The organism is Rhizobium oryzihabitans (genome assembly GCF_010669145.1).
GTDB classification, from domain to species: Bacteria; Pseudomonadota; Alphaproteobacteria; order Rhizobiales; family Rhizobiaceae; genus Agrobacterium; species Agrobacterium oryzihabitans.
Map to the genome: position 1 here is coordinate 438,930 of NZ_CP048632.1, position 24,966 is coordinate 463,895.

General features: G+C 60.7%; 25 protein-coding genes. 9 read left to right on the forward strand and 16 right to left on the reverse strand.

Annotation, left to right across the window (positions count from 1 at the left end; translation table 11 throughout):
• Nucleotide 1 precedes the first annotated feature (1 nt).
• Both G3A56_RS02670 and moaA read right to left on the reverse strand, forming a co-directional pair.
• On the reverse strand, nt 2-970 hold the full coding sequence (locus G3A56_RS02670; RefSeq protein WP_082184347.1) for a DMT family transporter: 969 nt from the start codon (nt 968-970) through the stop codon (nt 2-4).
• A gap of 153 nt (nt 971-1,123) precedes the next feature.
• Complete coding sequence (gene moaA / locus G3A56_RS02675) at nt 1,124-2,173, reverse strand: GTP 3',8-cyclase MoaA (RefSeq protein WP_082184346.1); 1,050 nt, start codon at nt 2,171-2,173, stop codon at nt 1,124-1,126.
• A gap of 112 nt (nt 2,174-2,285) precedes the next feature.
• Here moaA and G3A56_RS02680 point away from each other — a divergent pair, with 112 nt between their 5' ends.
• The 3 genes from G3A56_RS02680 (at nt 2,286) to G3A56_RS02690 (ending at nt 5,368) form a co-directional block, all read left to right on the forward strand.
• Complete coding sequence (locus G3A56_RS02680; RefSeq protein WP_082184345.1) at nt 2,286-2,654, forward strand: gamma-butyrobetaine hydroxylase family protein; 369 nt, start codon at nt 2,286-2,288, stop codon at nt 2,652-2,654.
• Between the two features lie 247 nt (nt 2,655-2,901).
• Complete coding sequence (locus G3A56_RS02685) at nt 2,902-4,713, forward strand: monovalent cation:proton antiporter-2 (CPA2) family protein (RefSeq protein WP_035223115.1); 1,812 nt, start codon at nt 2,902-2,904, stop codon at nt 4,711-4,713.
• Between the two features lie 46 nt (nt 4,714-4,759).
• Nucleotides 4,760-5,368, forward strand: coding sequence for a pyridoxamine 5'-phosphate oxidase family protein (locus G3A56_RS02690; RefSeq protein WP_082184702.1), 609 nt, complete (start codon nt 4,760-4,762; stop codon nt 5,366-5,368).
• 234 nt (nt 5,369-5,602) lie between these two features.
• On the opposite strand, the gene G3A56_RS02695 is transcribed toward G3A56_RS02690, so the two are convergent.
• The 8 genes from G3A56_RS02695 to G3A56_RS02730 form a co-directional block, all read right to left on the reverse strand.
• Nucleotides 5,603-6,673 carry a GGDEF domain-containing protein gene (locus G3A56_RS02695; RefSeq protein ID WP_082184344.1) on the reverse strand — a complete coding sequence of 357 codons (1,071 nt, stop codon included), beginning with the start codon at nt 6,671-6,673 and terminating at the stop codon, nt 5,603-5,605.
• A gap of 504 nt (nt 6,674-7,177) precedes the next feature.
• Nucleotides 7,178-8,395 (reverse strand): molybdopterin molybdotransferase MoeA, encoded by a 1,218-nt coding sequence (locus G3A56_RS02700; RefSeq protein ID WP_082184343.1) that lies wholly within the window; start codon nt 8,393-8,395, stop codon nt 7,178-7,180.
• Nucleotides 8,396-8,887, reverse strand: coding sequence for a cyclic pyranopterin monophosphate synthase MoaC (moaC, locus tag G3A56_RS02705; protein ID WP_082184342.1), 492 nt, complete (start codon nt 8,885-8,887; stop codon nt 8,396-8,398).
• 7 nt (nt 8,888-8,894) lie between these two features.
• Nucleotides 8,895-9,710, reverse strand: coding sequence for an indole-3-glycerol phosphate synthase TrpC (gene trpC / locus G3A56_RS02710; protein WP_082184341.1), 816 nt, complete (start codon nt 9,708-9,710; stop codon nt 8,895-8,897).
• Between the two features lie 19 nt (nt 9,711-9,729).
• Nucleotides 9,730-10,764, reverse strand: coding sequence for an anthranilate phosphoribosyltransferase (gene trpD, locus G3A56_RS02715; RefSeq protein WP_082184340.1), 1,035 nt, complete (start codon nt 10,762-10,764; stop codon nt 9,730-9,732).
• A 15-nt stretch (nt 10,765-10,779) separates the two neighbouring features.
• On the reverse strand, nt 10,780-12,672 hold the full coding sequence (locus G3A56_RS02720; RefSeq protein ID WP_082184339.1) for a peptidyl-prolyl cis-trans isomerase: 1,893 nt from the start codon (nt 12,670-12,672) through the stop codon (nt 10,780-10,782).
• Nucleotides 12,673-13,079: 407 nt separating this feature from the next.
• Complete coding sequence (locus G3A56_RS29285) at nt 13,080-13,214, reverse strand: hypothetical protein (RefSeq protein WP_003495703.1); 135 nt, start codon at nt 13,212-13,214, stop codon at nt 13,080-13,082.
• A gap of 40 nt (nt 13,215-13,254) precedes the next feature.
• Nucleotides 13,255-13,434, reverse strand: a complete 180-nt coding sequence (locus G3A56_RS02730; RefSeq protein WP_003495704.1) for a hypothetical protein — start codon at nt 13,432-13,434, stop codon at nt 13,255-13,257.
• Nucleotides 13,435-13,851: 417 nt separating this feature from the next.
• On the opposite strand from G3A56_RS02730, the gene coaD reads away from it, so the two are divergent.
• The 6 genes from coaD to G3A56_RS02760 all read left to right on the forward strand — a co-directional run bounded on the left by coaD (nt 13,852) and on the right by G3A56_RS02760 (nt 19,209).
• On the forward strand, nt 13,852-14,346 hold the full coding sequence (gene coaD, locus G3A56_RS02735) for a pantetheine-phosphate adenylyltransferase (protein WP_003495706.1): 495 nt from the start codon (nt 13,852-13,854) through the stop codon (nt 14,344-14,346).
• A gap of 29 nt (nt 14,347-14,375) precedes the next feature.
• Nucleotides 14,376-14,945, forward strand: a complete 570-nt coding sequence (locus tag G3A56_RS02740; protein WP_035223126.1) for a peptidylprolyl isomerase — start codon at nt 14,376-14,378, stop codon at nt 14,943-14,945.
• Nucleotides 14,946-14,981: 36 nt separating this feature from the next.
• Nucleotides 14,982-15,491: a peptidylprolyl isomerase gene (locus tag G3A56_RS02745; RefSeq protein WP_003495709.1), complete on the forward strand. Its 510-nt coding sequence runs from the start codon at nt 14,982-14,984 to the stop codon at nt 15,489-15,491.
• Nucleotides 15,492-15,802: 311 nt separating this feature from the next.
• Nucleotides 15,803-16,885, forward strand: a complete 1,083-nt coding sequence (gene queA / locus G3A56_RS02750) for a tRNA preQ1(34) S-adenosylmethionine ribosyltransferase-isomerase QueA (RefSeq protein ID WP_082184337.1) — start codon at nt 15,803-15,805, stop codon at nt 16,883-16,885.
• Nucleotides 16,885-18,015: a tRNA guanosine(34) transglycosylase Tgt gene (tgt, locus tag G3A56_RS02755; protein WP_082184336.1), complete on the forward strand. Its 1,131-nt coding sequence runs from the start codon at nt 16,885-16,887 to the stop codon at nt 18,013-18,015. The genes queA and tgt overlap by 1 nt, the downstream gene beginning before the upstream one ends.
• A gap of 36 nt (nt 18,016-18,051) precedes the next feature.
• Nucleotides 18,052-19,209, forward strand: coding sequence for an aminodeoxychorismate synthase component I (locus G3A56_RS02760; protein ID WP_082184335.1), 1,158 nt, complete (start codon nt 18,052-18,054; stop codon nt 19,207-19,209).
• A 255-nt stretch (nt 19,210-19,464) separates the two neighbouring features.
• Here the strand turns inward: G3A56_RS02760 and G3A56_RS02765 are convergent, their stop codons facing one another.
• The 6 genes from G3A56_RS02765 to G3A56_RS02785 all read right to left on the reverse strand — a co-directional run bounded on the left by G3A56_RS02765 (nt 19,465) and on the right by G3A56_RS02785 (nt 24,798).
• Nucleotides 19,465-20,742: a type III PLP-dependent enzyme gene (locus tag G3A56_RS02765; RefSeq protein WP_164056160.1), complete on the reverse strand. Its 1,278-nt coding sequence runs from the start codon at nt 20,740-20,742 to the stop codon at nt 19,465-19,467.
• A complete protein-coding gene (locus tag G3A56_RS02770) occupies nt 20,726-22,258 on the reverse strand; it encodes an AMP-binding protein (RefSeq protein WP_082184333.1) in 1,533 nt (510 codons plus the stop codon). Before G3A56_RS02770 ends, G3A56_RS02765 begins: the two co-directional genes overlap by 17 nt.
• Nucleotides 22,255-22,518, reverse strand: coding sequence for an acyl carrier protein (locus tag G3A56_RS02775; protein WP_003495720.1), 264 nt, complete (start codon nt 22,516-22,518; stop codon nt 22,255-22,257). The genes G3A56_RS02770 and G3A56_RS02775 overlap by 4 nt, the downstream gene beginning before the upstream one ends.
• A gap of 85 nt (nt 22,519-22,603) precedes the next feature.
• Nucleotides 22,604-22,969: a hypothetical protein gene (locus G3A56_RS28710; protein WP_246231100.1), complete on the reverse strand. Its 366-nt coding sequence runs from the start codon at nt 22,967-22,969 to the stop codon at nt 22,604-22,606.
• A complete protein-coding gene (locus tag G3A56_RS28715) occupies nt 22,879-23,451 on the reverse strand; it encodes a hypothetical protein (RefSeq protein ID WP_246231102.1) in 573 nt (190 codons plus the stop codon). The genes G3A56_RS28710 and G3A56_RS28715 overlap by 91 nt, the downstream gene beginning before the upstream one ends.
• 219 nt (nt 23,452-23,670) lie before the next feature.
• Entirely contained in the window at nt 23,671-24,798 is a 1,128-nt protein-coding gene (locus G3A56_RS02785; RefSeq protein ID WP_003503003.1) for an S-(hydroxymethyl)glutathione dehydrogenase/class III alcohol dehydrogenase, read from the reverse strand.
• Nucleotides 24,799-24,966: the final 168 nt, after the last annotated feature.

Consider the following 24,966-nt stretch of genomic DNA (forward strand, 5'->3'; position numbering starts at 1 on the left):
GTCACTCTCCCGCCTCTTCCGTAACGGCAGTTTTCGTTACGGAAGCCGGCCGCACCGTGGTTGCGGCCGTGGGCGTCGCGGCGGCGCGCTTGGCCATCTGCGAACGCTTGCGCAGGCTTTCGCGGTAGAAGGTGTAGAGACCCGAACCGATGACGATCATGGCGCCGACGATGGTGAAACTGTCGATCTTTTCATTGAAGAAGAACACGCCGATCATGAAACCCCAGAGCAGGCTGGTGTAACGGAACGGCGCGACGAAGGAGATTTCGCCGGTTCGCATTGCCAGAATGATCGCCTGATAGCCGACCAGCACCAGAATGGCGGACCCGGCAAGATGCGACAGGATCATGAAGTTCATCGGCTGCCAGCCGCCGAAAGGTTGGATCAGCAGGCCACCCACCGCCATGTTGACGAAGGCGGTAATGACGGTGATGGCGAGCGAGGGCACATCGGCATACATTTTCCGGGTCAGAAGATCGCGTGCGGCGGTAACGGCCAGCGAGGCGACGACCAGCAGGGCGCCTGACGTGAAGCCTTCCGGGCCGGGCCTGATGATGATGAGCACGCCGATGAAACCGGTGATGATCGCCGCCCAGCGCCGCCAGCCGACCGGTTCGCGCAGGAAGAGTGCGGCACCCAGCGTCACGATCAGCGGCAGGGACTGCAATATGGCCGAGGCGTTGGAAAATTCGATGAGGCCGAGCGCCGTCAGATAGAGAACGGCCGCTGTCACCTCGCAGAGACAGCGCAGGATGATGATGGGCCGGAGCAGGGTTTTCAGGGGCCGGAGCGCGCCGAAATGCCGTGCGGCGATATAGATCAGCACCACCGTCATGATGCCGCGCACGAACATGATCTGGCCGGTGTTGATGTAGGGGGTGACGGATTTCGTCAGCGCGTCGTTGGCCGTGAAGCTTGCCATGGCGAGCGCCATCAAGAGGGCGCCGCGCGTATTATCCGTCAATGCCATTCCATATGATCCCAGACCATACGCAATCTTGCCCCGATTGCCTCTCAAGGGCTGCCCGCCGGGCGCAACTGCGCATTCCTCCATGCCAAGAGACGTGACACGGTGAGGCCGGTAATTCAACCGCTTATATGGGTGGGGGAAGGAGAAACAGGCTCAGCCGCCGGTCACGCTCATATGGCGGGCGACGGCGGGGCGCTTATGCGTGCGGTCGATGATGAAATCATGACCCTTCGGCTTGCGCAGAATGGCCTCGTCTATGGCGCTGGAAAGATAGGCGTCGCTGTCGGAAGCGCGCAGCGCGGTGCGCAGGTCGGCCGCATCATCCTGGCCGAGGCACATATAAAGCGTGCCGGTGCAGGTGAGGCGGACGCGGTTGCAGCTTTCGCAGAAATTATGGGTCATCGGCGTGATGAAACCCAGCCTGCCGCCCGTTTCCCTGACCGTGACGTAACGGGCGGGGCCGCCGGTCTGGTAGTCGCTGTCGATGAACGTGAAGCTTTGCTCCAGATCGGCGCGCAGCTTGGAGAGCGGCAGATAACGGTCTGTCCGGTCTTCCTCTATCTCGCCCATCGGCATGGTTTCGATGACCGTCAGATCCATGCCGCGACCATGGGCAAAACGCATGAGCTCGGCAATTTCCGTCTCGTTGAAATCCTTCAGCGCCACGGCGTTGAGCTTGATCTTGATGCCGGCGGCCTGTGCGGCGTCCAGCCCTTCCATCACACGGTCGAGATCGCCCCAGCGGGTGATCTGGCGGAATTTGTCAGCATCCAGCGTGTCGAGCGAGACGTTGATGCGCCTGACGCCGCAATCGGCGAGTTCCCCGGCGAATTTGGCAAGCTGCGAGCCGTTGGTGGTTAGCGTCAGTTCGTCCAGCGCGCCAGTGCGCAGATGGCGGCCGAGGTTCCTCACCAGCGACATGATGTTCTTGCGCACCAGCGGTTCGCCGCCGGTAAGCCTTAGCTTGCGCACGCCCCTTGTGATGAAGAGGGAACAGAGCCGGTCGAGTTCCTCCAGTGTCAGAAGGTCCTTCTTCGGCAGGAAAGTCATGTGTTCGGACATGCAATAGGTGCAGCGGAAATCGCAGCGGTCGGTCACCGAAACGCGCAGATAGCTTATCGCCCGACCGAAGGGGTCGACCATCGGTGCGTTGTTTTCCGTCAGGGATTGCGCTCTTTCAAGCGATCCGGGGAAACTGTTCACGTCTCCATCCTCATTGCGCGATGCCCCTGGCACACACGGTGATGTAGTGGCTTGCCTATCGTGAGGCAAGTCCGTAATTCTGACGCATATGACGAGCTTGCGGAAGTGAAAAATGAGTGATGCCTGGCCGACTGAGCTGCTAGTGTCGAAAGACCGGCGGCAACTGACCGTTTCCTTCGATGACGGCAGCGCCTACCGGCTTGACGCCGAGATGCTGCGGGTGCTTTCGCCCTCGGCGGAAGTGCAGGGCCACGGGCCGGGGCAGAAGGTCACCGTTCCCGGCAAGCGCAATGTCGCCATCCGCTCGATGGTCGCGACCGGCAACTACGCCGTGCGCATCGTTTTCGACGACGGCCACGACAGCGGCATCTTTACCTGGAGATACCTCAAGGAACTGGGCGAGACCGGTGAGGCGCTGTTTGCCGATTATGAACGGCAGCTCGCTGAAAAGGGCTTGAGCAGGGAGCCGCTATCCCGGTAAAACATGGAGGGAGACGCCCTCGTGAGAATGACGTTTGGCAATGTTGTTGCATCCCCACTCCGTCGCCCCGGACTTGATCCGGGGTCCAGCGCGATCAAGTCCTTGATCGCGAGAGAGACTTTCACGGCGCAGACGCGCCGTGGTTGGATGCCGGATCAAGTCCGGCATGACGGAAGAAGGGTTCTGGCGCTTTCGGGCAATCTGGCGAGGGAGCACCCTCGTCCTATCAATTTAAACGGGGTGGCGTGTGGCTGTCGAAGCGAACGGAAATGATCTGGCCCAGGTGGTCGTGCTTTTGGCGGCGGGCGTTGTGGCTGCGCCGATCTTCAAACGCATCGGCCTCGGCTCGGTGCTGGGTTATCTGGCCGCCGGCCTGGTGATCGGGCCTTATGGTCTCGGTTTCTTTTCCGATTCGCAGGCGATCCTCCACATCGCCGAACTCGGCGTGGTGATGTTCCTGTTCATCATCGGGCTTGAAATGCAGCCGTCTCGGCTTTGGTCGATGCGTCAGGATATTTTCGGGCTCGGCGCGTTGCAGGTGCTGGTCTGTATGGCGGGCCTGACATTGATCGGCGTTGGGCTCGGTTTTCCCGTCATCATGTCCTTCGTCGCCGGTACCGGCTTCGTGCTGACCTCGACGGCGATCGTCATGCAGATGCTGCAGGAACGCAACAGCATGTCGAGCCTGAAAGGTCAGCGCATCATCGCCATCCTGCTGTTTGAGGATCTGGCCATTGTGCCGCTGCTGGCGCTGGTTGCCTTTCTCGGTTCCGGCGGTGAACATGTGACGCCCTCGGAGCGCTGGATTTCGGTGGGTATCGCGCTTGCGGCCGTGGGAGCGCTCATTCTCGCCGGGCGTTATCTTCTCAACCCGTTCTTCCGGCTGCTGGCGGCCTCCGGTGCGCGCGAGGTGATGACGGCGGCGGCTCTGCTGGTGGTGCTCGGTTCGGCGCTTCTGATGCAGGTCAGCGGTCTTTCCATGGCGATGGGCGCGTTTCTGGCGGGCGTGCTGCTGTCCGAATCCTCCTTCCGCCATCAGCTTGAGGCGGATATCGAGCCGTTTCGCGGCATTCTGCTTGGCCTGTTCTTTCTTGGCGTCGGCATGGCGATCGATCTTGCCGTCATCGCCTCCAACTGGCAGCTCGTGGTCGTCAGCGTCGCGGGTTACATGCTGCTCAAGGCCTTCCTGATCTACGGTGTGGCACGCGCACTCGGCACCACGCGGCGCGAAAGCCTGGAGCGGGCGGTGCTGATGGCGCAGGGCGGCGAATTCGCCTTCGTGCTTTATTCGGCCGCCGTCAGTGCCGGTATTCTGGATCGTGAAGCCAACGCCATCCTGACCGCGACCATCATCATCTCCATGGTGCTGACGCCGCTGATGGTCATTCTGCATGACCGGCTGGTGCCGGCGGCGGTTCCCAATACCGACGATCTCGACGTGCCTGAAAATGTCGAGGGCAGCATTCTCCTGATCGGCTTCGGGCGGTTCGGGCAGATCGTCAGCCAGCCGCTGCTGGCCCGGGGCTACACGCTGTCGCTCATCGACAAGGATGCCGACTTCGTGCGCGATGCGGCGGAATTCGGCTTCAAGGTCTATTATGGCGATGGCTCGCGGGCGGAAATCCTGCATGCTGCCGGTGCAAGCACGGCGCGTGCCGTGCTTATCTGCGTTGATGACAAGGACGCGGCGGTGCGGATCGCGGAGATCGTCAAGCACGAGTTCCCGCTGGTTCCGGTTCTCGCCCGCGCCTATGACCGTGGCCATGCCATCGATCTTCTGAAGGCCGGTGTCGATTACCAGATCCGCGAGACGCTGGAATCGGCGCTGAATTTCAGCGAGGAAGTGTTGGGCGCCATGGGTGAGGAACGCGAGGATGCGGCCCGTCTGGTCGAGGAATTCCGCGACCGCGACGAGGAGCGTTTCGCGATGGAAGTCGTCGGCGGCATCTATGCCGGCCGTTCGCTGATCCGCGGCAATGCCCAGCCGGCCGACCTTGTTGCCGCCCGCACCGCACGCGAGCGGGCGGAGCGGGAGAAGGCAGAGGCAGCGGAAGATTAAGCCCCATCTGGCGGGGTGCAGGTTGTTTTACGGGATTGGAGCCGGCATGACGATCATTCGCACGGTTGAGGAACTGAAGGCCATCTATGATGGCACCAGCGAAGCGTCGATCGCCAAGGTAACGGGCGCGCTGACGGCCGAATATAGGCTGATGATCGAGGCATCGCCCTTTCTGGCGCTGGCGACGGTGGGGCCTGAAGGCATGGACTGTTCGCCGCGCGGCGATAAGGGCGGTGTGGTGCGGGTGGGTGACGACAAGACGCTGCTTCTGCCCGACTGGCGTGGCAACAACCGCGTCGATTCGCTCCTGAACATCGTGCGCGACCCACGTGTGGCGCTGATGTTTCTGATCCCCGGCTCGAATACCACGATGCGCGTCAACGGCCGTGCCGTGGTTTCGGTCGATGCCGACCTGCTGCAGAGTTTCGAAATGGACGGCAAACATCCGCGCACGGTGATCGTGGTGGAGATCGACGAGGTCTATTTCCAGTGCGCCAGGGCCCTCATGCGCTCCGAACTCTGGAACCCCGCCAATTTCGTCGAACCCGCATCGCTGCCCACACCGGGCGTCCTGCTGAAAGCCGCTAAGGCGGAATTCGATCAGGAAACCTATGACCGGGAATGGGCGGCGCGGGCGGCGAAGACGATGTGGTGAAAGGGAACCTGCTCGGTTAGGTGGCCCAATCAAAACGTCGGGAAAGCGCCGCAGCATCTATTTGCTTGGCGAAACCACGCATCCGCACACGGTCACCCCGGACTAGATCCGGGGTCCAGTGCGATCAAGTCCTTGATTGCGAGAAGGCGTCTTTCACGGCTCAGACGCGCTGAAGCTGGATGCCGGATCAAGTCCGGCATGACGGAGGAGATCGTGGGGTAAATGCCACCCGGCTTACGTCCGGTAAATTAGCCAGTTCTTGCCGGTATAATTCTTCTGCATGCCGTCTTCATAAAAGATGGAGCGGTTTCTGCCGGTTTCCTTGGCGTGGTACAGCGCCGTGTCGGCGTGGCCGTAAAGCTCGCTCGGATTGTTGGCCTGCGCGGCGGAGGCAAAGCCGATGGAGATCGTCACCGTGCCATAGTCCGCGCCTGATCTGGAATTGCGGAACGGCGTGCTTTCCAGCGACAGGCGAATGCGCTCGCACATCACCATGACTTCCTCGGGCGTATTGCCATCGAGAATGATGGCGAATTCCTCGCCGCCGCTTCTGGCGACGAAACCGTCCTTGCGCACATTGGCGCGGATGACCGAGGCGACGGTGGCGAGAATCTTGTCGCCGACCGGGTGGCCGAATGTGTCATTGATGCGCTTGAAATGGTCGATATCGAGCAGGACGAGCGTGGTATATTGCAGGCCGATGGAACTGTCATAAACGGAGGCCAGCCTGTCATCGAAAGCGCGCCGGTTGGAAAGGCGGGTCAGCGAGTCGGTATTGGCAATGCGCTTATATTCATCCAGCTCCAGGCGAACCTGATGCATTTCCTCGGCATGGCGGTTGACGTCGTTGAACGCCTTTTCGCCATCGATGATCTTCGAGCCGGTCGCCTCGGCCAGCAATGAAATCGCATTCCTCAGAATATTGGTGCTGGAGGCATTCTTGTCATCGATGCGCTGGCGGGTTTCGCCGAGAATCCGGTTGTAGTTCTCGATGGAGGATTGTTCGCGCCTCAGCGTGCCCAGAAGGCCCTCCAGTTCGCGCCGCAGCTTCTCATGCGCGTCGTCGATGGCCCGTCCGGGAGTGCCTTCGCCGTAACGCGTGGAAAGCTCGTCCAGATCCTCCTGCGTGACGCGGTTTCCAAGCGCCGCCAAATCCTTTGTCAAAGCAGGGTTCGAGCCGATATAGGCTTCGTAAAAAAGGCTGTAGTTACGCGGGATCGGCGAAACACCCATGCTCCGCATGGCGTAGGCAATCTGCCCGGCAATGTCGGGTCCCGTGGTTTTGGGCGTGGATGCCGTGTTCATCAAGAAACTCCAGTGAGTCTGCTTATCGACTATGATTATTATTATGAAGCCCGTTTTGGAAAGCTTAATTTATGGGAAACTAATTTTTGTTCCCGGAAATTCCATTTTCGCCGATTTTTATCTTATTTAATTGATAATTATAAGTAATTTTCATTTTCTAGGATTTCCGGAATTTTTTCCCTCTACTATTCGTCTTGGTGACAGCATCGTATTTATTCTGTCAATCCCGAGAATGGGATTCGAGTGATTTATTTTGGCACAACAATGTGGGGAAATAGGCGGGAAATGGTTAGGCGGCGGCTTATTTCATTTAGGCAAAACGTCGCCTATAGGTCGCACACTTCTTCAACATATCGAGATATAACAATCTTATAGTTTTAATCCGCCGGCTCAGCACGTTTCGGTGCGGTCAAATAGGCCGCGCCTGCATGGAGTGTCCGTCAGGCGAACTTTCGAAACAGGACATCGCCTCGGCAGGCATCGTATGGTGTAGCCCCGCTCTCGTCAGGCCTTGAGCCTTATCACCTGGCACACCGTCCCGGCTTCCACCGCCGGCGTGTGCGGCGGTCGCACGATCAGGCCATCGGAATGGGCCAATATCTTCATCATCGATGAATCCTGCTTGGTATAGGCTTCCGCCATCAGTACGCCGTTCTCGTCGGTGTGGAAACGGGCGCGAAGATAATCCTGCCGGTGGTCGTTTGCTTTCAGCGGCGTGGCGGTCCGGGCGGTGGCAACGCGTTGCAGGGGCGCGCGGCGGGCGATGCGGCGGAGCAGGGGCTCGAGGAAAAGCAGGCTGCAGACGAGGCTCGCGACCGGGTTTCCGGGCAGGCCCAGCACCTGCATGGTTCCGATGGCGCCGACCATCAGCGGTTTTCCCGGGCGCATGGCGATGCGCCAGAAATCAAGCTGCATGCCTTCGGCCTTCAGCGCCGCCTGCACGAGATCGTGGTCGCCGACCGATGCGCCGCCGAGCGTTACCAGCACGTCGGCCTTTGCCGCCACGGCCTTGCCGATGGCGGCGCGGATCAGCGCGTCATCATCAGCGATGATGCCGAGATCGAGAATGTCGGCTCCGGCAGTCCGGGCAAGGGCCGCGACCCCGAAGGTGTTCGAGGCGATGATCTGCGCCGGCTGCGGCGTGCTTCCGGGCGGCAGCAATTCGTCGCCGGTGGCAAGGATGGCGACGAGCGGCCTGCGATAGACGGGAAGCGTGGCATGGTTCATTGCCGCCGCGACGGTGAGATCGGTAAAACCGAGTTCTCGCCCCGCCTTCAGAACCGTTTCACCCTCGGCAAAATCCTGTCCGCGCGGGCGAATGTGTCGCCCTGCGGCGACTTCGAAGGTGGTGCGGATTTTTCCGCCCTCCAGCACTTCGGCGTCTTCCTGAATGAGAATGGTGTCGGCCCCTGTGGGAACCGGCGCGCCGGTGAAGATGCGCACGGCCTCGCCTTGCCCCACCGTACCTGTAAAAGCATGGCCGGCGGCGGCCTGGCCGATGACGGTGAGAACCGAGCCGATTTCAGGCGCGTCGGCGCTGCGCAGCGCATAGCCGTCCATGGCGGAAGCGTCGAATGGCGGCTGCGTCAACCGCGCCGCTAGGTCAGCCACAAGAATGCGGCCATCGCATTCGGCAAGCGGCAATGTCTCGCTGTCCGCGACCGGAGCCGCCGCCTCCAGAAGGCGCCTTGTGGCCTCGTCCACCGGCAGCAGCGGTTTCATTCAGCTCTCCTGTCGTCTGAAATCGCCAGATTTGCCACCGCTTTTTTCGAGAAGGCGGATATTGACGATTTCCATCGCCTTGTCGGCGGCCTTGGCCATGTCGTAGATCGTCAGGCAGGCGATGGACACGGCGGTCAGCGCTTCCATCTCCACGCCGGTCTTGCCGGATAGTTTCACCATGGCTTCCACCCGCAGGCCGGGCAGGGAAGCATCTTCGGTAATGTCCACCGAAACCTTGGTCAGCATCAGCGGGTGGCAGAGCGGAATGAGATTGGCGGTCTGCTTGGCGGCCATGATGCCTGCCAGGCGGGCGGTGCCGATGACGTCGCCCTTCTTGGCGTTGCCGTCGCGAATAAGGGCGAGCGTTTCCGGTTTCATCTTCACGAAACCCTCGGCGACGGCGACGCGGACGGTCTCGGCCTTGTCGCCGACATCGACCATATGCGCCTCACCGGCAGCATCTATATGGGTCAGCTTGCCCGCCTCGCTCATGGGGCGATCATTCCGCTGCCAGAACGCCGGTGCTGCCGGTCAGCAGCGCCCTGGTGGCCGCCGTCACATCGTCCTTGCGCATCAGGCTTTCGCCGACGAGGAAGGTGCTGATGCCGCTCTTTTCCAGCCGCTTGCAATCCTCATGGGTGAAGATGCCGCTTTCGCCGACCAGCAGCTTGTCGGCGGGCACGAGACCAGCCAGCTTCTCGCTGGTTTCGAGACTGACTTCGAAGGTGCGCAGGTTGCGGTTGTTGATGCCGAGAAGCGGCGAGGTGAGCTTCAGGGCCCGTTCGGTTTCTTCCGCATCGTGAACTTCAACCAGCACGTCCATGCCGAGTGCGAAAGCCTCGTCTTCCAGGCGTTTTGCCTCGTCGTCGGAGAGTGACGCCATGATGAGGAGAATGCAGTCCGCGCCCCAGGCGCGGGCCTCATGCACCTGATAGGTGTCGAACATGAAATCCTTGCGCAGCGCCGGCAGGGCGCAGGCATTGCGGGCGGCGGTCAGGAATTCCGGCGCGCCCTGAAAGCTCGGGCTGTCCGTCAGCACCGAAAGACAGGCGGCGTCGCCCGCTTCATAGGCGGCCGCCAGCGCCGGCGGATCGAAATCCGGGCGGATCAGGCCCTTGGACGGGCTGGCCTTCTTGATTTCGGCGATCAGGCCGAACTTGCCCTCAGCCTGTTTTGCCCTGAGCGCCCTGTAAAAGCCGCGCGGCGCAGTCTGGCCCGCGGCCATCGCCTTGAGATCGGCAAGGGAAACCTTCGCCTTGGCGGCAGCGATCTCCTCGCGCTTGTAGAGTTCGATCTTTTTCAGAATGTCGCTCATGGTTTCGCTCTCATTCCTTTTAATGGTCGGCCTGCGCGGGGTCGGCTTCGTTGGATACGGCAACAAGACGGTCGAGGGCTGCGGCTGCCGCGCCGCTATCGAGCGCCTCGCTGACGATCGTCATCGCCTGACCCAGCGTTTCGGCCTTGCCGGCAATGACGAGGGCCGCGGCCGCATTGCACAGCGACACGTCGCGATAGGCATTGCGTTTCCCGGAAAGAACCTCGCGCAGCGCTGCCGCATTGGCAATGCCGTCGCCGCCCTTCAGATCGTTCATCTGGGCCGGCTGAACGCCGAAATCCTTCGGCGTCAGATCAAAGGTGCGGATCTTGCCATCTTCCAGCGCCGCCACATGGGTAACACCCGTGGTGGTCACCTCATCCATGCCATCGCCATGCACGACCCAGATGCTCTCCGAGCCAAGATCACGCAGCACTTCGGCAAGCGGCACCAGCCAGCGCGGCGAGAAGACGCCGAGCAATTGCCGCCTGGCGCCCGCCGGGTTGGAAAGGGGGCCAAGCAGGTTGAAGATCGTGCGTGTGCCGAGTTCAACGCGGCTCGGGCCGACATGGCGCATGGCGGAGTGGTGCAGCTGCGCGAACATGAAGCCGAGACCCGCCTCGCTGATGCAGCGGGCGATAAGGTCGGGGCCGATATCGAGCTTCACGCCGAGTGCGGAAAGCGCATCCGCCGTGCCGGATTTGGAGCTCAGAGCGCGGTTGCCATGTTTGGCGACCGGCAGGCCCGTGCCGGCGACGATGATCGAGGCCAGCGTCGAGATATTGTAGGTGCCGATGCCGTCACCGCCGGTTCCGACGATATCGATGGCATTGGCGGGGGCCGAGACAGGCAGCATGCGGGCGCGCATGGAGGAGACGGCGCCGACGATTTCGTCCACCGTTTCTCCGCGCACGCGCAGCGCCATCAGGAAACCGCCGATCTGCGACGGGGTGGCTTCGCCCGACATCAGAATGTCGAAAGCCGTGCGCGCATCCTCGCGGTTCAGGCTTTCTCCGTTCGCGACCTTGGCGATCAGCGGCTTCAGTTCGGCCATCTTTATCGCCCCCGGTTAGAAGCCGACCATCGCCTGGTCGGCGAGGGCCTGATTGATGGTCACACCATAATCATTCTGCAGGCGGTTGACCATCTGGTCCAGCATGTCGTCGCCGGCCGCGCGGGCGATGGCGGCGAATTGCTGGTCGTCATTGGCGAGCGCATCGGCAGGCGCATTGGTGTCAACGGAGGTGACCTTGAAGAGGATGCGGCTGGAGCCATCTGCATCGGCAGCCGTACCCACCTTGCCTTCAGCACCGGAGAAGACCGCCGCGATCGTCTGCTGGCCGAAAATAGCGTCTTCGCTGGTGCGGCGCAGGCCGGATTTCTGCTCGACGGCAAGGCTCAGTTCACCAGCCACGGCTTCCAGCGTTTCGCCCTTTTCGACGCGCGCCTTCAGCTCATCGGCCTTGGTGGCCAGCGCCATCCGCTGCTGCTCCGCCGTCCAGTCGGCGACGACATCGTCGCGCACTTCGGCAAGCGTGCGGTCGCGGGCGGCAATGATCTGGTCGACGTCGAACCAGATGTAACCTTCACGGCCAAGATTGATCGGCAGGGCTTCCGTGCCGGGCTCGGTCTTGAAGACTTCCTGCGCCAGCTGCGGGGAGGGCAGGCCCTGAACTGCATCGCCCTTTTCATCGAGGCCGGCCGCATCGATGGCGGCGATGGTGACGGGCTTCAGGTTCAGCTGCTGTGCGGCATCGGCAAGCGAAGAGCCGCCGGCGCGCAGGTCTTCGTAGCGATCATGCACGTTGGTGATTTCTTCCGCGGCGGCGGCGGTGGCGAGGTCCTTGCGGATGTCCTCTTTCGCCTCTTCCAGCGTGCGGGTGGTTTCCGGCTTGATGCCGGTGACGCGCAGGATGACCGGGCCGAAGGAACCTTCAACGACCGCGGAGACGCCGCCATCCTTCTGGATGGCGAAAGCTGCATCGGCAATCGACTGGTCGGGAATGGTGTCCTTGGTGAATTCGCCGAGCGTCACGTCGGACGGCGTCTTGCCCTGATCCTTCACCACCTGATCATAGGTGGTGTTGCCGAGGCGGATCTGCTCGGCAGCGGCTTCGGCCATTTCCTTGCCCGGGAAGGTCAGCTGCTCCACCGTGCGGCGGCCGGCGGTGCGGAAGCTGTCCTTGTGGCTCTCATAATAATCGGCGATCTGGGCATCTGTTACCGAGGCCTGATCGGCAATGTCCGACGGTTCCAGCTTCACATAGGTGAACTTGCGGAATTCCGGTGCGCGATATTTCGTCTTGTTGGTCTCGAACCAGGGGGTGAGAACGTCATCGCCCGGCGCCTTGACCGGCGGGATGACGGCGTTGGAGAGGATGACGTAATCGACCGCACGCTGCTCGTTGCGGTATTGCTTCAGCGCATCCACCAGCACCTGCGGTGCGGCAAAACCATCCGAGACGGCTTCGACGATCTGGCTTCTGACGGCAACCTTGCTGCGTTCCTTGATATAGTCGTCTTCGCGGAAGCCGGAATTGCGCAGGCGCTCGCTGAAGAGATTACGGTCGAACTGGCCATTGACCGACTTGAAGGCCGGGTCTTCGGCGATGAGGTTGGCAAGGCGGTCTTCCGAAAGGCCGAGATTCATCTTCGAGGCCAGCTCGTCGAGGGCGGCGCCGGCGGCAAGCTGGCTGAACACCTGACGGTCGATGCCGAAGGCCTTGGCCTGTTCCGTTGTCAGACGGGTGCCGAACTGGCGGCTGAGGTCGGAAATCTGACGCTGATAGGCGAGGCGGAATTCCTCCGGGCTGACCGTCTGGTCGCCCACCGTCATGACGGCATGGGAATTGGCGGTGACGAGTGATGCCGAGACGCCCCAGACGCCAAACGAAACAACAAGCAGGAGAAGCAGCAGCTTGGCTGCCATGGTTCGAGAAGCATTTCTCAGGGAATCGAGCATCGTTATGCAAACCTCACAGGAACGTCATTGCGGTCGCCAGCCGTCCGGCCCGCAACGTATCGGCGTTCCTTAAATCAATCCAAACGGAAATTGAAGGGAATTTGCCTTGGAAAAACGGGGTTTTGAAAACGCTTGTGTGATTGGGAGGCGTGAAATGGAGGCGATGGTTCGATATCGGGCGCCTGTCCGCCCTCATTCCTGTGCTCGTCACAGGAATCCAGCCAGCCCAAGTCCTTGGGCTGAAAGGACACCTCTCGCCGCGCAGACGCGCGTCGTCCGGATTCCTGTGACGAGCACAGGAATGAGAGAAGGAGAGGCCGGTGCCTTGGCAAAATAAAACCGCCCGGAGGGCCCAGGCGGCTGCGAAGAATCGTTTTTTAAGCGGCGTTTAAGCCGAAATGTCGCGCTTAAAAAGCGCGGTCGCGCCTGATCATGGCTTTGAATTCCTCGTCTTCCCGCCGCATCTCGGCGACGACGGAGATCATCGATGTCACGAACATAATGCTGATCAGGGCAAGAAGCAGCGTCAAAAATGTGAACATGATAGTGTCTCCATCTGGTGCGAGAAATTCTCGCCCTCTATCAGTAATAATTCATATACTGGTAACGGGCGGTCAGCTGCGGATAGTCCGGACCCTGCTTCTCAGGCTTCTGTTCATAAATACTAAACGTCGTTGCCACCATGGCGATGACCAGTACTGTCCAGGCGGTGCTGATGACACTGATCTTTGCCGAAGTAGACTGTTTTTCTCTTACAAACATCTGTCCGTTCCTTTGGTTCTTTCTTAACGCGCCATGTGCGATCATGTTCCGCGTCAATCGTAAAAATCGATTAGCATCGCGCCTGTGAAACTTCCTTGAATGGCTTGTTCATCTGGCGTTCAGGAAACTGGCTGTGGGCATCATTCGAGAAAAAGGTACTCGGCAGCGAATGATGCGACGATCGAAAGGACGATCATGAAGGCCAGCATTTTCAATTCTCCGGATGCTTAACGGGTGAGGGGCGTTTCGGTTTCCTGATGGTGTGCATTTATAGAAAATAGCCCTGAAACCGCACTGAACGGCCCATTCATCCGTGGTTCAGGCCGCCCGGAACACGGGCTTGGGTGGTAAAAGTCTTGCGCCGAGCCCGTCTCCATGACAAAAGGCGGCACATAACGCCCACCACCTGAGAGCGATATGACGATTGCCTTTTATCCAGGATCCTTCGATCCGATGACCAACGGACATCTGGATGTGCTTATCCAGGCACTGAACGTGGCGTCCAAAGTCATCGTCGCCGTCGGCATCCATCCCGGAAAAGCGCCGATGTTCAGTTTCGAGGAGCGGGCGGCGCTGATACGCCAGGCCCTTTCCGAGACCCTGCCGGGCGAAGCGGCGCGCATGGAAGTCGTTTCCTTCGATAATCTGGTTGTCGATGCCGCCCGTCAGCATGGCGCACGTCTTTTGTTGCGCGGCCTGCGGGATGGCACCGATCTTGATTATGAAATGCAGATGGCCGGCATGAACCGCCAGATGGCGCCGGACATCCAGACCGTATTCCTGCCCGCCGGCACCTCGTCGCGACCCATTACAGCCACATTGGTCCGGCAGATCGCCGCCATGGGCGGCAATGTGGACGCCTTCGTGCCCAAAGCCGTGCTTGAAGCCCTCAACGCCAAGCTGAAGCGCTGACTTCAGCCTCACATTCTGGAGCCAATCCGATGAAACTCGTTCGATTTGCCTTTGCCGGCGCCCTGTTTGCGGGCGCGCTTGCCGCCAGCACCCTTGCATCTGCCGCCGAACTCTTGACTGTCCAGCTGAAGGACGGCCCCGTTGTCATCGAGCTGATGCCTGAGGTTGCGCCCAAGCACGTGGCGCAGATCGAGGCGCTGGCCAAAAAGGGCGCTTATGACAACGTCGCCTTCCACCGCGTCATCGACGGTTTCATGGCGCAGACCGGCGACGTGCAGTATGGCAACATGGAAAAGGGCTTCAGCGCCCAGCGCGCCGGCACCGGCGGCTCCGACCTGCCGGATATTCCGGCTGAATTCTCCAAGGTGCCGTTCACGCGCGGCGTGGTCGGCATGGCCCGCTCGCAGGATCCGAATTCCGCCAATTCGCAGTTCTTCATCATGTTTGCCGATGGTCCATTCCTGAACGGTCAGTACACCGTGGTCGGCAAGGTCGTGTCCGGCATGGAAGCCGTGGACAAGATCAAGCGCGGCGCCGGCGGCAATGGCGAAGTTTCCAACCCCGACCGGATGATCAAGGTCACCGTCGGCAAGAAGTAAGGTAGGGCAATAGAGCCCGAACAGAGGAGAATAATCATGGCCGAGATCAAGGATCCGGAAAACACCATCATCATGGAAACGACGACCGGCAAGGTCGTGATCCAGCTTCTTCCGGAAGTTGCTCCGGGCCACGTTGCCCGCATCAAGGAACTCGTTTCTGAAGGCGCTTATGACGGCGTCGTTTTCCACCGCGTCATCGAAGACTTCATGGCCCAGACGGGCGACGTGAAGTTCGGCAAGAAGGGTGCGGAAAGCTTCAACCCGGCCCGCGCCGGCATGGGCGGCTCCGACAAGCCGGACCTGAAGGCTGAATTCTCCGCCATTCCGCACGTTCGCGGCACCTGCTCCATGGCCCGTTCGCAGAGCCCGAACTCCGCCAACTCGCAGTTCTTCATCTGCTTCACCGATTCGCCCTGGCTCAACAAACAGTACACCGTCTGGGGCCAGGTCATCGAAGGCATGGAAGCCATCGACAAGGTCAAGCGCGGCGAGCCGGTGAAGGACCCCGATTCGATCGTTTCCATCAAGCTCGCTTCTGCGGCCTGATCATCGGAAATTGCAGTTCGACCCGTCTCGCAGTTTATGCGGGGCGGGTTTTGATGTTTATTGACGGTACATGATGCAGGCGGCGGGGCGACAGGTTTGGAGCCTGCCATCCGTCGCGTCGTTCTCTTCTTCCCTCATTCCTGTGCTTGTCACAGGAATCCAGCCAGTCCAAGTCATTGGGCTGAAAGGACTCTTCTCGTCGCGCAGACGCGCGTCGACTGGATTCCTGTGACAAGCACAGGAATGAGGGGGCGGATGCGTCGGGATGCAAAACACCGTGCCGTGTCATCGAATTTCTGGAAGCCCTTGCAATGCGTGTAGACCTGTTCGATTTCGATCTGCCCGAGGAGAATATCGCCCTTCGACCGGCGAACCCGCGCGATAGTGCGCGCCTGCTGGTGGTCGATCCGAATGAAAACCGCATGGAGGACCACCGCGTCTTCGATCTGCCGTCCTTCCTGAAGCCCGGCGATGCGCTTGTCTTCAACGACACCCGCGTCATTCCCGCCCAACTTGAAGGTGTCAGGCTGCGTGAAGGTGCGCCGGAGACGGCGGTTTCGGCCACGCTGCACATGCGCGCCGATCAATCCCGCTGGAAGGCCTTCGCGCGTCCCGGCAAGCGCATCAAGCAGGGCGACCGCATCCGTTTCGGTTACGAGCGCGACAATGCCTGCGGCCTTGCCCATCTGGAAGCCACCGTCGAGGAGAAGGGCGAGGAGGGCGAGATCACGCTGCTGTTCGACGTCTCCGGCCCGGTGCTGGACGAGGCGATCGCCTCCGTCGGCCATATTCCCCTGCCGCCCTATATCGCCGCCAAGCGGCCGGAAGATGCGCAGGACCAGACCGATTACCAGACAATTTATGCCCGCGAAAAGGGCGCCGTTGCCGCACCCACTGCCGGCCTGCATTTCACGCCCGATCTGTTTGCGGCGCTGGACGAAGCCGGCATCGAGCGGCATTTCGTGACGCTTCACGTTGGGGCAGGCACCTTCCTTCCGGTGAAGTCCGACGATACTGACGGTCACAAGATGCATTTCGAGATCGGCCATGTGTCGCAGGAAACCGCCGACCGGCTGAATGCGGTAAAGGCGCGCGGCGGACGCATCGTCTGCGTAGGCACGACATCGCTGCGCCTGATCGAAAGTGCGGCCGATGAGAATGGTGTTATCCATCCATGGTCCGATGCCACCGGGATTTTCATCACGCCGGGATACTGCTTCCGCGCGGTCGATATTCTGATGACGAATTTCCACCTGCCGAAATCGACGCTGTTCATGCTCGTTTCGGCTTTCTGCGGTCTCGAAACGATGCGTGACGCTTATAAGCACGCCATCGAAACCGGATACCGTTTTTATTCCTATGGCGATTCCAGCCTGTTGTTCCGGAAGAACTGATGCACGAGAAATTCACCTTCACCCTGAAAGCCACGAGTGGCGGCGCACGTCTTGGCGAAGTTGCCATGCCGCGCGGCGTCATCCGCACGCCCGCCTTCATGCCGGTTGGCACGGTTGGTACCGTCAAGGCCATGTATCTCGATCAGGTGCGCGAGCTGGGGGCCGATATCATTCTCGGCAATACCTATCACCTGATGCTGCGGCCCGGCCCGGAGCGCGTGGCAAGGCTTGGCGGCCTGCATGAGCTTATCCGCTGGCCGCATCCGATCCTCACCGATAGCGGCGGTTTTCAGGTCATGTCGCTTTCCGGCCTGCGCAAGCTGGATGAGCAGGGCGTAACCTTCAAGAGCCATGTGGACGGTTCGCTGCACCACATGTCGCCGGAACGCTCGATCGAAATCCAGGGCATGCTCGATTCTGATATCCAGATGCAGCTAGATGAATGCATTGCGCTACCGGCCGAGCGCAAGGAAATCGAGCGCGCCATGGAAATGTCGCTGCGCTGGGCGGAGCGCTGCCGTGTCGCGTTCGGAGAACAGCCGGGCAAGGCCATGTTCGGCATCGTGCAGGGCGGCGACCAGCCGGATCTGCGCATCCGCTCCGCCGAAGGGCTGAAAGAGCTTGATCTGAAGGGCTATGCGGTCGGCGGTCTTGCCGTCGGAGAGCCGCAGGATGTGATGCTCGGCATGCTCGATATCACCCTGCCGGTGCTGCCCACCGAGAAACCGCGTTACCTGATGGGCGTCGGTACGCCTGACGATATCCTGAAGTCGGTAGCGCGCGGCATCGACATGTTCGACTGCGTGATGCCGACCCGTTCCGGCCGTCACGGGCTTGCCTTTACCCGCCGTGGCAGGGTCAATATCCGCAATGCCCGCCACGCCGAGGATAAGCGGCCGCTGGACGAGCAGTCCAACTGCCCGGCCTCGCGCGATTATTCCCGGGCCTATCTGCATCATCTGACGCGCTCCAACGAGGCGCTGGGCGGCATGCTGCTCTCCTGGCACAATCTTGCCTATTATCAGGAGCTGATGCAGGGTATCCGCAAGTCGATCGAGGAAGGCCGTTTCGCCGATTTTTATGCGGAAACCATAGAGATGTGGGCGCGGGGCGATATAGACCCGGTCTGACGTTTCCCGACCTTTCTCCTGTTTCGGACGCTTTCATTGGCACATGCGCCTTACGTTCTTTTCCGGGATGACACGACCGGCACGGTGACAGCCTTCACCGAGCCGGAGGAGATCATCGTCGCGGACGAGCCTGAGGCATTTTTCGCGGCGCTGAAGCGTATGGAACAGCTGCGTCGCGACGGGAAATATCTTGCCGGCTATATGTCTTACGAGGCGGGTTTCCTGTTCGAGCCGAAGCTTGCGCCTCTTGCGGCCGAGCCCCGCAATGTGCCGTTCTTGCGATTCGGCGTCTTTTCCGGCCCGCAGCCGGATGAGGGTCGGTTCGCGCGGCCTACAGACCTGCCGGATGCAGATGCCTTTCTGTCCGATCCTGTGCCCGCATGGAGCCTTGAAGATTATTGCCAGCGCTTCGAGCGGCTGCACGGGCATCTACGCCGGGGCGACTGTTATCAGGGCAATCTGACCATGCCGGTCCATGCCCGCTGGAGCGGCGATCCGCTGACGGCCTTCTGGTCATTGGTCGAGCGCCAGCCGGTCAGATATGGCGCGCTGGTCGATCTCGGCGGACCTGTCATCCTGTCACGCTCACCGGAGCTGTTTTTCGCGGTTGATGCCCAAGGTTTCATCGAGACCCATCCGATGAAGGGTACGACGCCGCGTGGCGCGAATGCGCAAGAGGACCGGGCGATCATCGCGGCGATGCTTGAGGATGAAAAGACGCTCGCCGAAAACCGCATGATCGTCGATCTCCTGCGCAACGATATTTCCCGCATCACCGAGGTCGGCAGCCTCGATGTGCCGCGACTGTTCGATATTGAGACCTATCCCACCGTGCACCAGATGGTCAGCCATGTGCGGGCGAAGCTTTTGCCCGGTGTGACGGTGGAGGATATTTTTGCGGCGCTGTTTCCCTGCGGCTCGGTGACCGGCGCACCGAAAATGTGGGCGATGAAGATCCTGCGCGAACTGGAGCAGACGCCGCGCGACGCCTATTGCGGTGCGATCGGCTTCATGTCTCCACATGGTGAGATGCGGTTCTCCGTGGCGATCCGCACGCTCAGCCTGTTTGATGATGGCCGCGCGGTCTTCAACGTTGGCGGTGGTATCATTTTCGATTCCGTGGCCGAGGCGGAATATGATGAGTGTCTGCTGAAATCCAAGTTTGCGGTGGGCGACAGGTTGTTGCGGGAGTGATCGGGAGAGAGGTGCGGCAAACTCGAAGTGTTCTGTCTTCGGCAATGCTCTCTCCTCCCTCATTCCTGTGCTTGTCACAGGAAACCAGCCAGCCCAAGTCCTTGGGCTGAAAAGATTCCTCCCGTCGCACAGACGTGCGCCGACTGGATTCCTGTGACAAGCACAGGAATGAGGGAGGTTGGAGGAGGCTCCAATATCAGCAGCCAGATACGCGTTCGTAAGAAAACCGGCTACGGGTTTCGCGACCACACGTCTTCAGCGCCCAATCACCCCAAACGCACCATCTTCCACCAGCACTTCCTTTGCCGCCGGATGGCTTAGAAAACCCGAAGGGCTGGCGCTGGCGCCATAGGCTCCCGATTGCAGGATGGCGAGGAGATCGCCGGCCTTCAGATTCGGCAGGGTCGCATTGCGGGCGAGCGTGTCGAGCGGTGTGCAGAGCGGGCCGACGATGGTTGCCGTTTCCCCGTAATCCGCCTGCATCATGGCCGGTGTGACGATGGGGTAGTTGCGCTTGACGATCTGGCCGAGATTGCCGGAGGCCGCCAGATGGTGGTGCATGCCGCCATCCGTTACCACGAAGGTGGTGCCGCGCGAGGTCTTTACCGAATTGACTTCCGCCACATAGACGCCGCCGGGGCCTGCCAGGAAACGGCCCGGTTCGACGATGACATGGGCGTCGGCGATCAGCGGATGCGCCTGCATCAAGGCCTTGAGGTCGGGAATGGCGGCGCTGACCGCTGCAAGATCGAGCGGCGTTTCTCCGGTGAAATAGGGGATGCCGAGGCCGCCGCCGAGATCGATGGTCCGAAGCGGCCTGCCGAGCATTTCCGCCATGCGCGCCGCAAGCAGAATGGAGTGTCTCCATTGGGAGATAAGCATCTCAGCATCGAGGATCTGCGTGCCACCGTAAATATGGACGCCGACGAGATCGATATGCCTGATGTCTTTGAACAGCGGCAGGACGTTTTCCAGCTCTTCCTCATCGAAACCGAAGGCGGTGGCCTTGCCGCCCATGCGCATGGCGCCGGCCTGCGTATCCGGCACCGGATTGATGCGGATGGAGGCCTTGACCGGCCTGCCGATTGCCTCGATGCGGGCAATTTCCTCGGCGCTTTCGATATGGATTTCGCCGATGCCGCCCTTGATCACTTCCAGTAATTCGGCCGCGCGTTTACCGGGGCCGGCGAAGATGATGTTTTCCGGCGGCATGCCCGCCTTGATGGCGGCGTGATATTCACCGACGGAGGCGATTTCCGCGCCGGCGCCTTCTTCGCGGAAGAGCGAGATGATGGCGGGCAGGGGATTGGCCTTCACCGAATAAAAGATATCGGCAAAACCGCTGAGCGCGGTTGCGAGATCCCGATAGGCGCGGCGCATGGCGCTCGCGTCATAGAGGAAGCACGGCGTTCCGGTCTCGGCAACGATATCGCGCACCGCAAGGCCGCCGATGACGAGATCGTTTTCGTCGACTGCGAATTGCGCGGCGGCAAGGGCCGGGCCGTGGCTTTGGGGTTTATCCGTGGGCGCCATTGTCCGTCCGTTCGCGCACCAGCGCGCGGTAATCCACCTTGCCATTGGCCGTGACCGGAAGCCGGTCGACCAGTTCTATGGCGCGCGGGATCATGAAGGGAGCGAGCATTTCGGCGGCTTTTTTGAGCGCTGTCGAAAGATCGATATTCTCGTTTGCGGCGGTTGCCACGGCATGCACCTTTTCGCCAGCAAAGGGGTCCGGCAGGCCGATGACCGCAACCTGCTGGAAGAGGCCTGTCGACATCAGGCTTTCTTCCACCTCGGTCGGGCTGATGCGATAACCGGAGGATTTTATCATCGCATCATTACGGGCAACGAAGCTGAAAAAGCCGTCCTCGTCCTCCACCGCCAGATCGCCGGAATAACACACGGTCTCGCCGCCACGTTCAGCCGGAATGAAAGGGTGAGGACGCAGCACCTTGGCGGTATCTTCCGGCCGGTTCCAGTAACCCAGCGAGACGGTCGGGCCGCGATGGACGAGAATGCCGGGTTCGCCCGGTTTGGCGCGCTGTCCCTCAGCGGTGACGATGAAGATTTCGCATTCCGGAATGGCCTTGCCGATGGAGGTCGGGCGGCGGTCGATCTCTTCCGGCGGCAGGAATGTGGAGCGGAAGGCTTCGGTGAGGCCATACATCAGGTAGATTTTGGTGTCCGGCAGCTTTTCGCGCAACGCCCTCACGGTTTCCTGCGGCACACGCCCGCCGGAATTGGTAATGTAACGCAGATGCGGCAGCGGCGTCTTCGCCAGCAATGGTGCTGCTCTCGTGAGGATCGCCCAGACGGTCGGAACGCCGGCAAGCCCGGTAATGGCATGGTCACGCAGATCCCTGACGATATCGTCGCCCAGCCTAAAGGTGGAGATGATCGTCGTTGCACCCTGTTCCACCGCCGTCAGCAGCTGGTTCAGGCCATAGTCGAAACTGAAGGGCAGGATGGAGAGGATGCGATCTTTTTCGGTGATCTCAAGATAGGTGCGCACGATGCGCGCACCGGCGAGAAGATTGCGGTGCGACAGCATCACGCCCTTGGGCGAGCCGGTGGAGCCGGAGGTATAAAGGATCGCCGCGAGGTCCTCGCCGATTGCCGCCGAGGCTTTGGCGGGCGCGGCCGGGCGGTTATCCATATCTTCCGCCTGCAGCACTTTGACATGCGGCAGATCTTCCAGCGCCGCTTTCAGCTCATCCGTCATCGCAGCACTGCTGATGACGATTTTCGCGCCGCAATCCCTGACGATATGGCGGATCTGCTGCGCTTTCAGGAGCGCGTTGACAGGCACGAAAACGCCGCCGGCCATACTCACGCCAAAGATCGACCAGCATTCCTCGATGCCGCGTGGCAGAAAGATGACGACGCGGTCACCACGCTCCGCCCCTGCATCCTGCAAGGCTGCCGCGCAGCGTTCGGCCGCCTGCGAAAATTCGCGGTAGCTCAGTGATTTTTCTTTGAAGACAAGCGCCTCACCGCTGCTTTCAGCCCGCGCGGTGAGCAGGTGGTGCAGCAGCACGTGGGGTGTCATTTCCGGCGTTCCTGCATGACGAAGGCGATCAGATCCGCCGGCGTGCCGAGATTGCCCGGCGTGAAATGTTCGTCACTGAGAATGATGCCGAAGCCTTCGCCGAGAAAGATCATCAGCTCGAGAAAGCCGAGCGAATCGATCACGCCGCCTTCTAGCAATTGCGTATCCGCCGCAAAGGGGGCGTGAGCCGGAAAACGCTGCGAGAGGTAGGAATAGATGGTCTCTGACACATCCGCTTCCCTGAGTTGCGCTGAAACCATGCTTGTTCTCCGCTCGTTCGCGCTCTCGGGATAGAGTGGCCGAAGCGCCTTTTCTTCTTTGCAGGCAAGGTTCAACGCGGTCTTTTCAAGAGCGTCCCAATACCCAGGGTGGCAATAACACCAATTCTGAGTATGTTTCGTTAATAAACCGTGGGTTCCATACGCCCTTTACTTGCATTGGCGCGGATTTGAGAACGGCAAATCCGCCGGCGTCGCGCTCCTCGTCAGAGGCCGCCATGGTCATGGCGAGCCGGCCCTTGCGAAGAAGATGGCGGGCGATCGCGGAGATGTGCCTTTGCGCGAGCTGCCTGTCCTCGCAATAGATGAGGCGGGCGGTGGGCAGCCGCTTGGTCATGGTTTTTAAGAACACCAGGGGATGATGACGTCCATCCGCCTCCATAACCGCCACCATGCAGCCGAAACGCGCATGATCCTCCAGCATGTCACGCATCGCCGCCGGCAGCGCGCCCGGGGCACGTCGGCAAGCGGGCGAAGCCGCGCCCTTGCCGGACCGAGCGCCTTTGGCAGCAGCGGATAAAAGAGCGTATAATCCGTCACCGTCGAGAACCCCAGCCTTTCGTTCAGCTTGCAGGCTTCCGGGGAAGGGGTGAGGTCGGTGAAGGTTTCTTCCTGCGAGGACGAGGCCATTTGCAGCATGCGTGGCGCGAACCACCGGCTGGAAGGCTCGACGTACCAACTCGACAGATTGACGACCATCCTGTCTTCGTCGGGCAGGCGGCTTTTGATCGTCAAAAGCACACCGACGGCATCATCGCCCTTCATCAGCAATTGCCCGATCTCGCCGAAATTTAGCCGCGCGTGATGTGCGCTGACGAACGACAGCCCGCGAGACCAGAAGGCCTCGCTTTTTTCCGGGAAACCCTTCGTCAAAAGCGCAACGGCGGCGACGCGGTTTCCGTTGTCGATCGGCACGATTCTCAGAGGTCGCTCCCGCTGTCTGGCGTCGTTCTGGCCCGTGGAGCGTTTTCAACTCCACGCAGTATCGGCTTACGACGATAGATTTACCGTCCCGTTAATCACAGTGAGAGCAGGGTGCGGGAGGACGATCACATTTGCATGAAGGACAGCCGCGCCCGCGCGCCTGCCCTTGTGTTTGTCTGATCAAAGGCGGGGCCTGATCATATCAATTGATCAATAAACAACGACGCCGCGGATGCTTTCGCCCTTGTGCATCAGGTCGAAGCCCTTGTTGATGTCTTCAAGCGGCATGGTGTGGGTGATCATCGGGTCGATCTGGATCTTGCCTTCCATGTACCAGTCGACGATCTTCGGCACATCGGTGCGGCCACGTGCGCCGCCAAAGGCCGTGCCCATCCAGTTGCGGCCGGTGACCAGCTGGAACGGACGCGTCGAGATTTCCTGGCCGGCGCCGGCAACGCCGATGATGACAGACTTGCCCCAGCCGCGATGCGAAGCTTCCAGCGCCTGGCGCATGACCTTTGTATTGCCCGTGCAGTCGAACGTATAGTCCGCGCCACCGATCAGGTCGCCATTGCGCTTCGTCATGTTGACGAGATAAGGCACGATGTCCTCGCCCACTTCCTTCGGGTTGACGAAGTGGGTCATGCCGAACTTCTCGCCCCAGGCCTTTCGGTCCGGATTGATATCCACGCCGATGATCATGTCGGCGCCCGCAAGGCGCAGACCCTGCAGGACATTGAGGCCGATTCCGCCGAGACCGAAGACGATGGCGGTGGAGCCGATCTCCACCTTGGCGGTGTTGATGACGGCGCCGATTCCGGTCGTCACGCCACAGCCGATGTAGCAGACCTTGTCGAAGGGAGCGTCCGGGTTGATCTTGGCCAACGCGATCTCGGGCAGAACGGTGTAGTTCGAGAAGGTCGAGCAGCCCATATAATGATGGATCTTGTCCTTGCCGATCGAGAACCGGCTTGTTCCGTCAGGCATCACGCCCTGGCCCTGGGTGGCGCGGATGGAGGTGCACAGATTGGTCTTGCGTGAGGTGCAGGAATAGCACTCGCGGCATTCCGGCGTATAGAGTGGAATGACATGGTCGCCCTTCTTGACCGAAGTGACGCCGGGGCCGACATCAACAACGATACCGGCGCCCTCATGGCCGAGGATGGCCGGAAACAGACCTTCGGGATCCGCGCCCGAGAGCGTGAAATCGTCGGTATGGCAGATGCCGGTCGCCTTGACCTCAACCAGCACTTCGCCGGCGCGGGGGCCTTCGAGTTGAACGGTCATGACCTCAAGCGGCTTTCCGGCCTGAATGGCAACTGCGGCGCGAACGTCCATTTTCGATCTCCTGGCGTTGTCTCATGATTGGAAAGGGCTTTTTGCCCGAGCTAGGCGGGAGGGGCAAGAGGTCTTTCGTGTATCTGTCGCACACAAAATGAAAGATCCTTTCAAAGCTGCTGCAAAGAAGCGCGGATCGGGGAAGTTGTGTCCCTGCGATCGAATTTC

Coding starts and splice junctions, on each gene's coding strand:
- G3A56_RS02670 (WP_082184347.1), bottom strand. CDS start 970: ATGGCATTGACGGATAATACGCGCGGCGCCCTCTTGATGGCGCTCGCC.
- G3A56_RS02680 (WP_082184345.1), top strand. CDS start 2,286: ATGAGTGATGCCTGGCCGACTGAGCTGCTAGTGTCGAAAGACCGGCGG.
- G3A56_RS02690 (WP_082184702.1), top strand. CDS start 4,760: ATGACGATCATTCGCACGGTTGAGGAACTGAAGGCCATCTATGATGGC.
- G3A56_RS02695 (WP_082184344.1), bottom strand. CDS start 6,673: ATGAACACGGCATCCACGCCCAAAACCACGGGACCCGACATTGCCGGG.
- G3A56_RS02700 (WP_082184343.1), bottom strand. CDS start 8,395: ATGAAACCGCTGCTGCCGGTGGACGAGGCCACAAGGCGCCTTCTGGAG.
- moaC (WP_082184342.1), bottom strand. CDS start 8,887: ATGAGCGAGGCGGGCAAGCTGACCCATATAGATGCTGCCGGTGAGGCG.
- trpC (WP_082184341.1), bottom strand. CDS start 9,710: ATGAGCGACATTCTGAAAAAGATCGAACTCTACAAGCGCGAGGAGATC.
- trpD (WP_082184340.1), bottom strand. CDS start 10,764: ATGGCCGAACTGAAGCCGCTGATCGCCAAGGTCGCGAACGGAGAAAGC.
- G3A56_RS02720 (WP_082184339.1), bottom strand. CDS start 12,672: ATGCTCGATTCCCTGAGAAATGCTTCTCGAACCATGGCAGCCAAGCTG.
- G3A56_RS29285 (WP_003495703.1), bottom strand. CDS start 13,214: ATGTTCACATTTTTGACGCTGCTTCTTGCCCTGATCAGCATTATGTTC.
- G3A56_RS02730 (WP_003495704.1), bottom strand. CDS start 13,434: ATGTTTGTAAGAGAAAAACAGTCTACTTCGGCAAAGATCAGTGTCATC.
- coaD (WP_003495706.1), top strand. CDS start 13,852: ATGACGATTGCCTTTTATCCAGGATCCTTCGATCCGATGACCAACGGA.
- G3A56_RS02740 (WP_035223126.1), top strand. CDS start 14,376: ATGAAACTCGTTCGATTTGCCTTTGCCGGCGCCCTGTTTGCGGGCGCG.
- G3A56_RS02745 (WP_003495709.1), top strand. CDS start 14,982: ATGGCCGAGATCAAGGATCCGGAAAACACCATCATCATGGAAACGACG.
- queA (WP_082184337.1), top strand. CDS start 15,803: ATGCGTGTAGACCTGTTCGATTTCGATCTGCCCGAGGAGAATATCGCC.
- tgt (WP_082184336.1), top strand. CDS start 16,885: ATGCACGAGAAATTCACCTTCACCCTGAAAGCCACGAGTGGCGGCGCA.
- G3A56_RS02765 (WP_164056160.1), bottom strand. CDS start 20,742: ATGGCGCCCACGGATAAACCCCAAAGCCACGGCCCGGCCCTTGCCGCC.
- G3A56_RS02770 (WP_082184333.1), bottom strand. CDS start 22,258: ATGACACCCCACGTGCTGCTGCACCACCTGCTCACCGCGCGGGCTGAA.
- G3A56_RS02775 (WP_003495720.1), bottom strand. CDS start 22,518: ATGGTTTCAGCGCAACTCAGGGAAGCGGATGTGTCAGAGACCATCTAT.
- G3A56_RS28710 (WP_246231100.1), bottom strand. CDS start 22,969: ATGCGTGACATGCTGGAGGATCATGCGCGTTTCGGCTGCATGGTGGCG.
- G3A56_RS02785 (WP_003503003.1), bottom strand. CDS start 24,798: ATGGACGTTCGCGCCGCAGTTGCCATTCAGGCCGGAAAGCCGCTTGAG.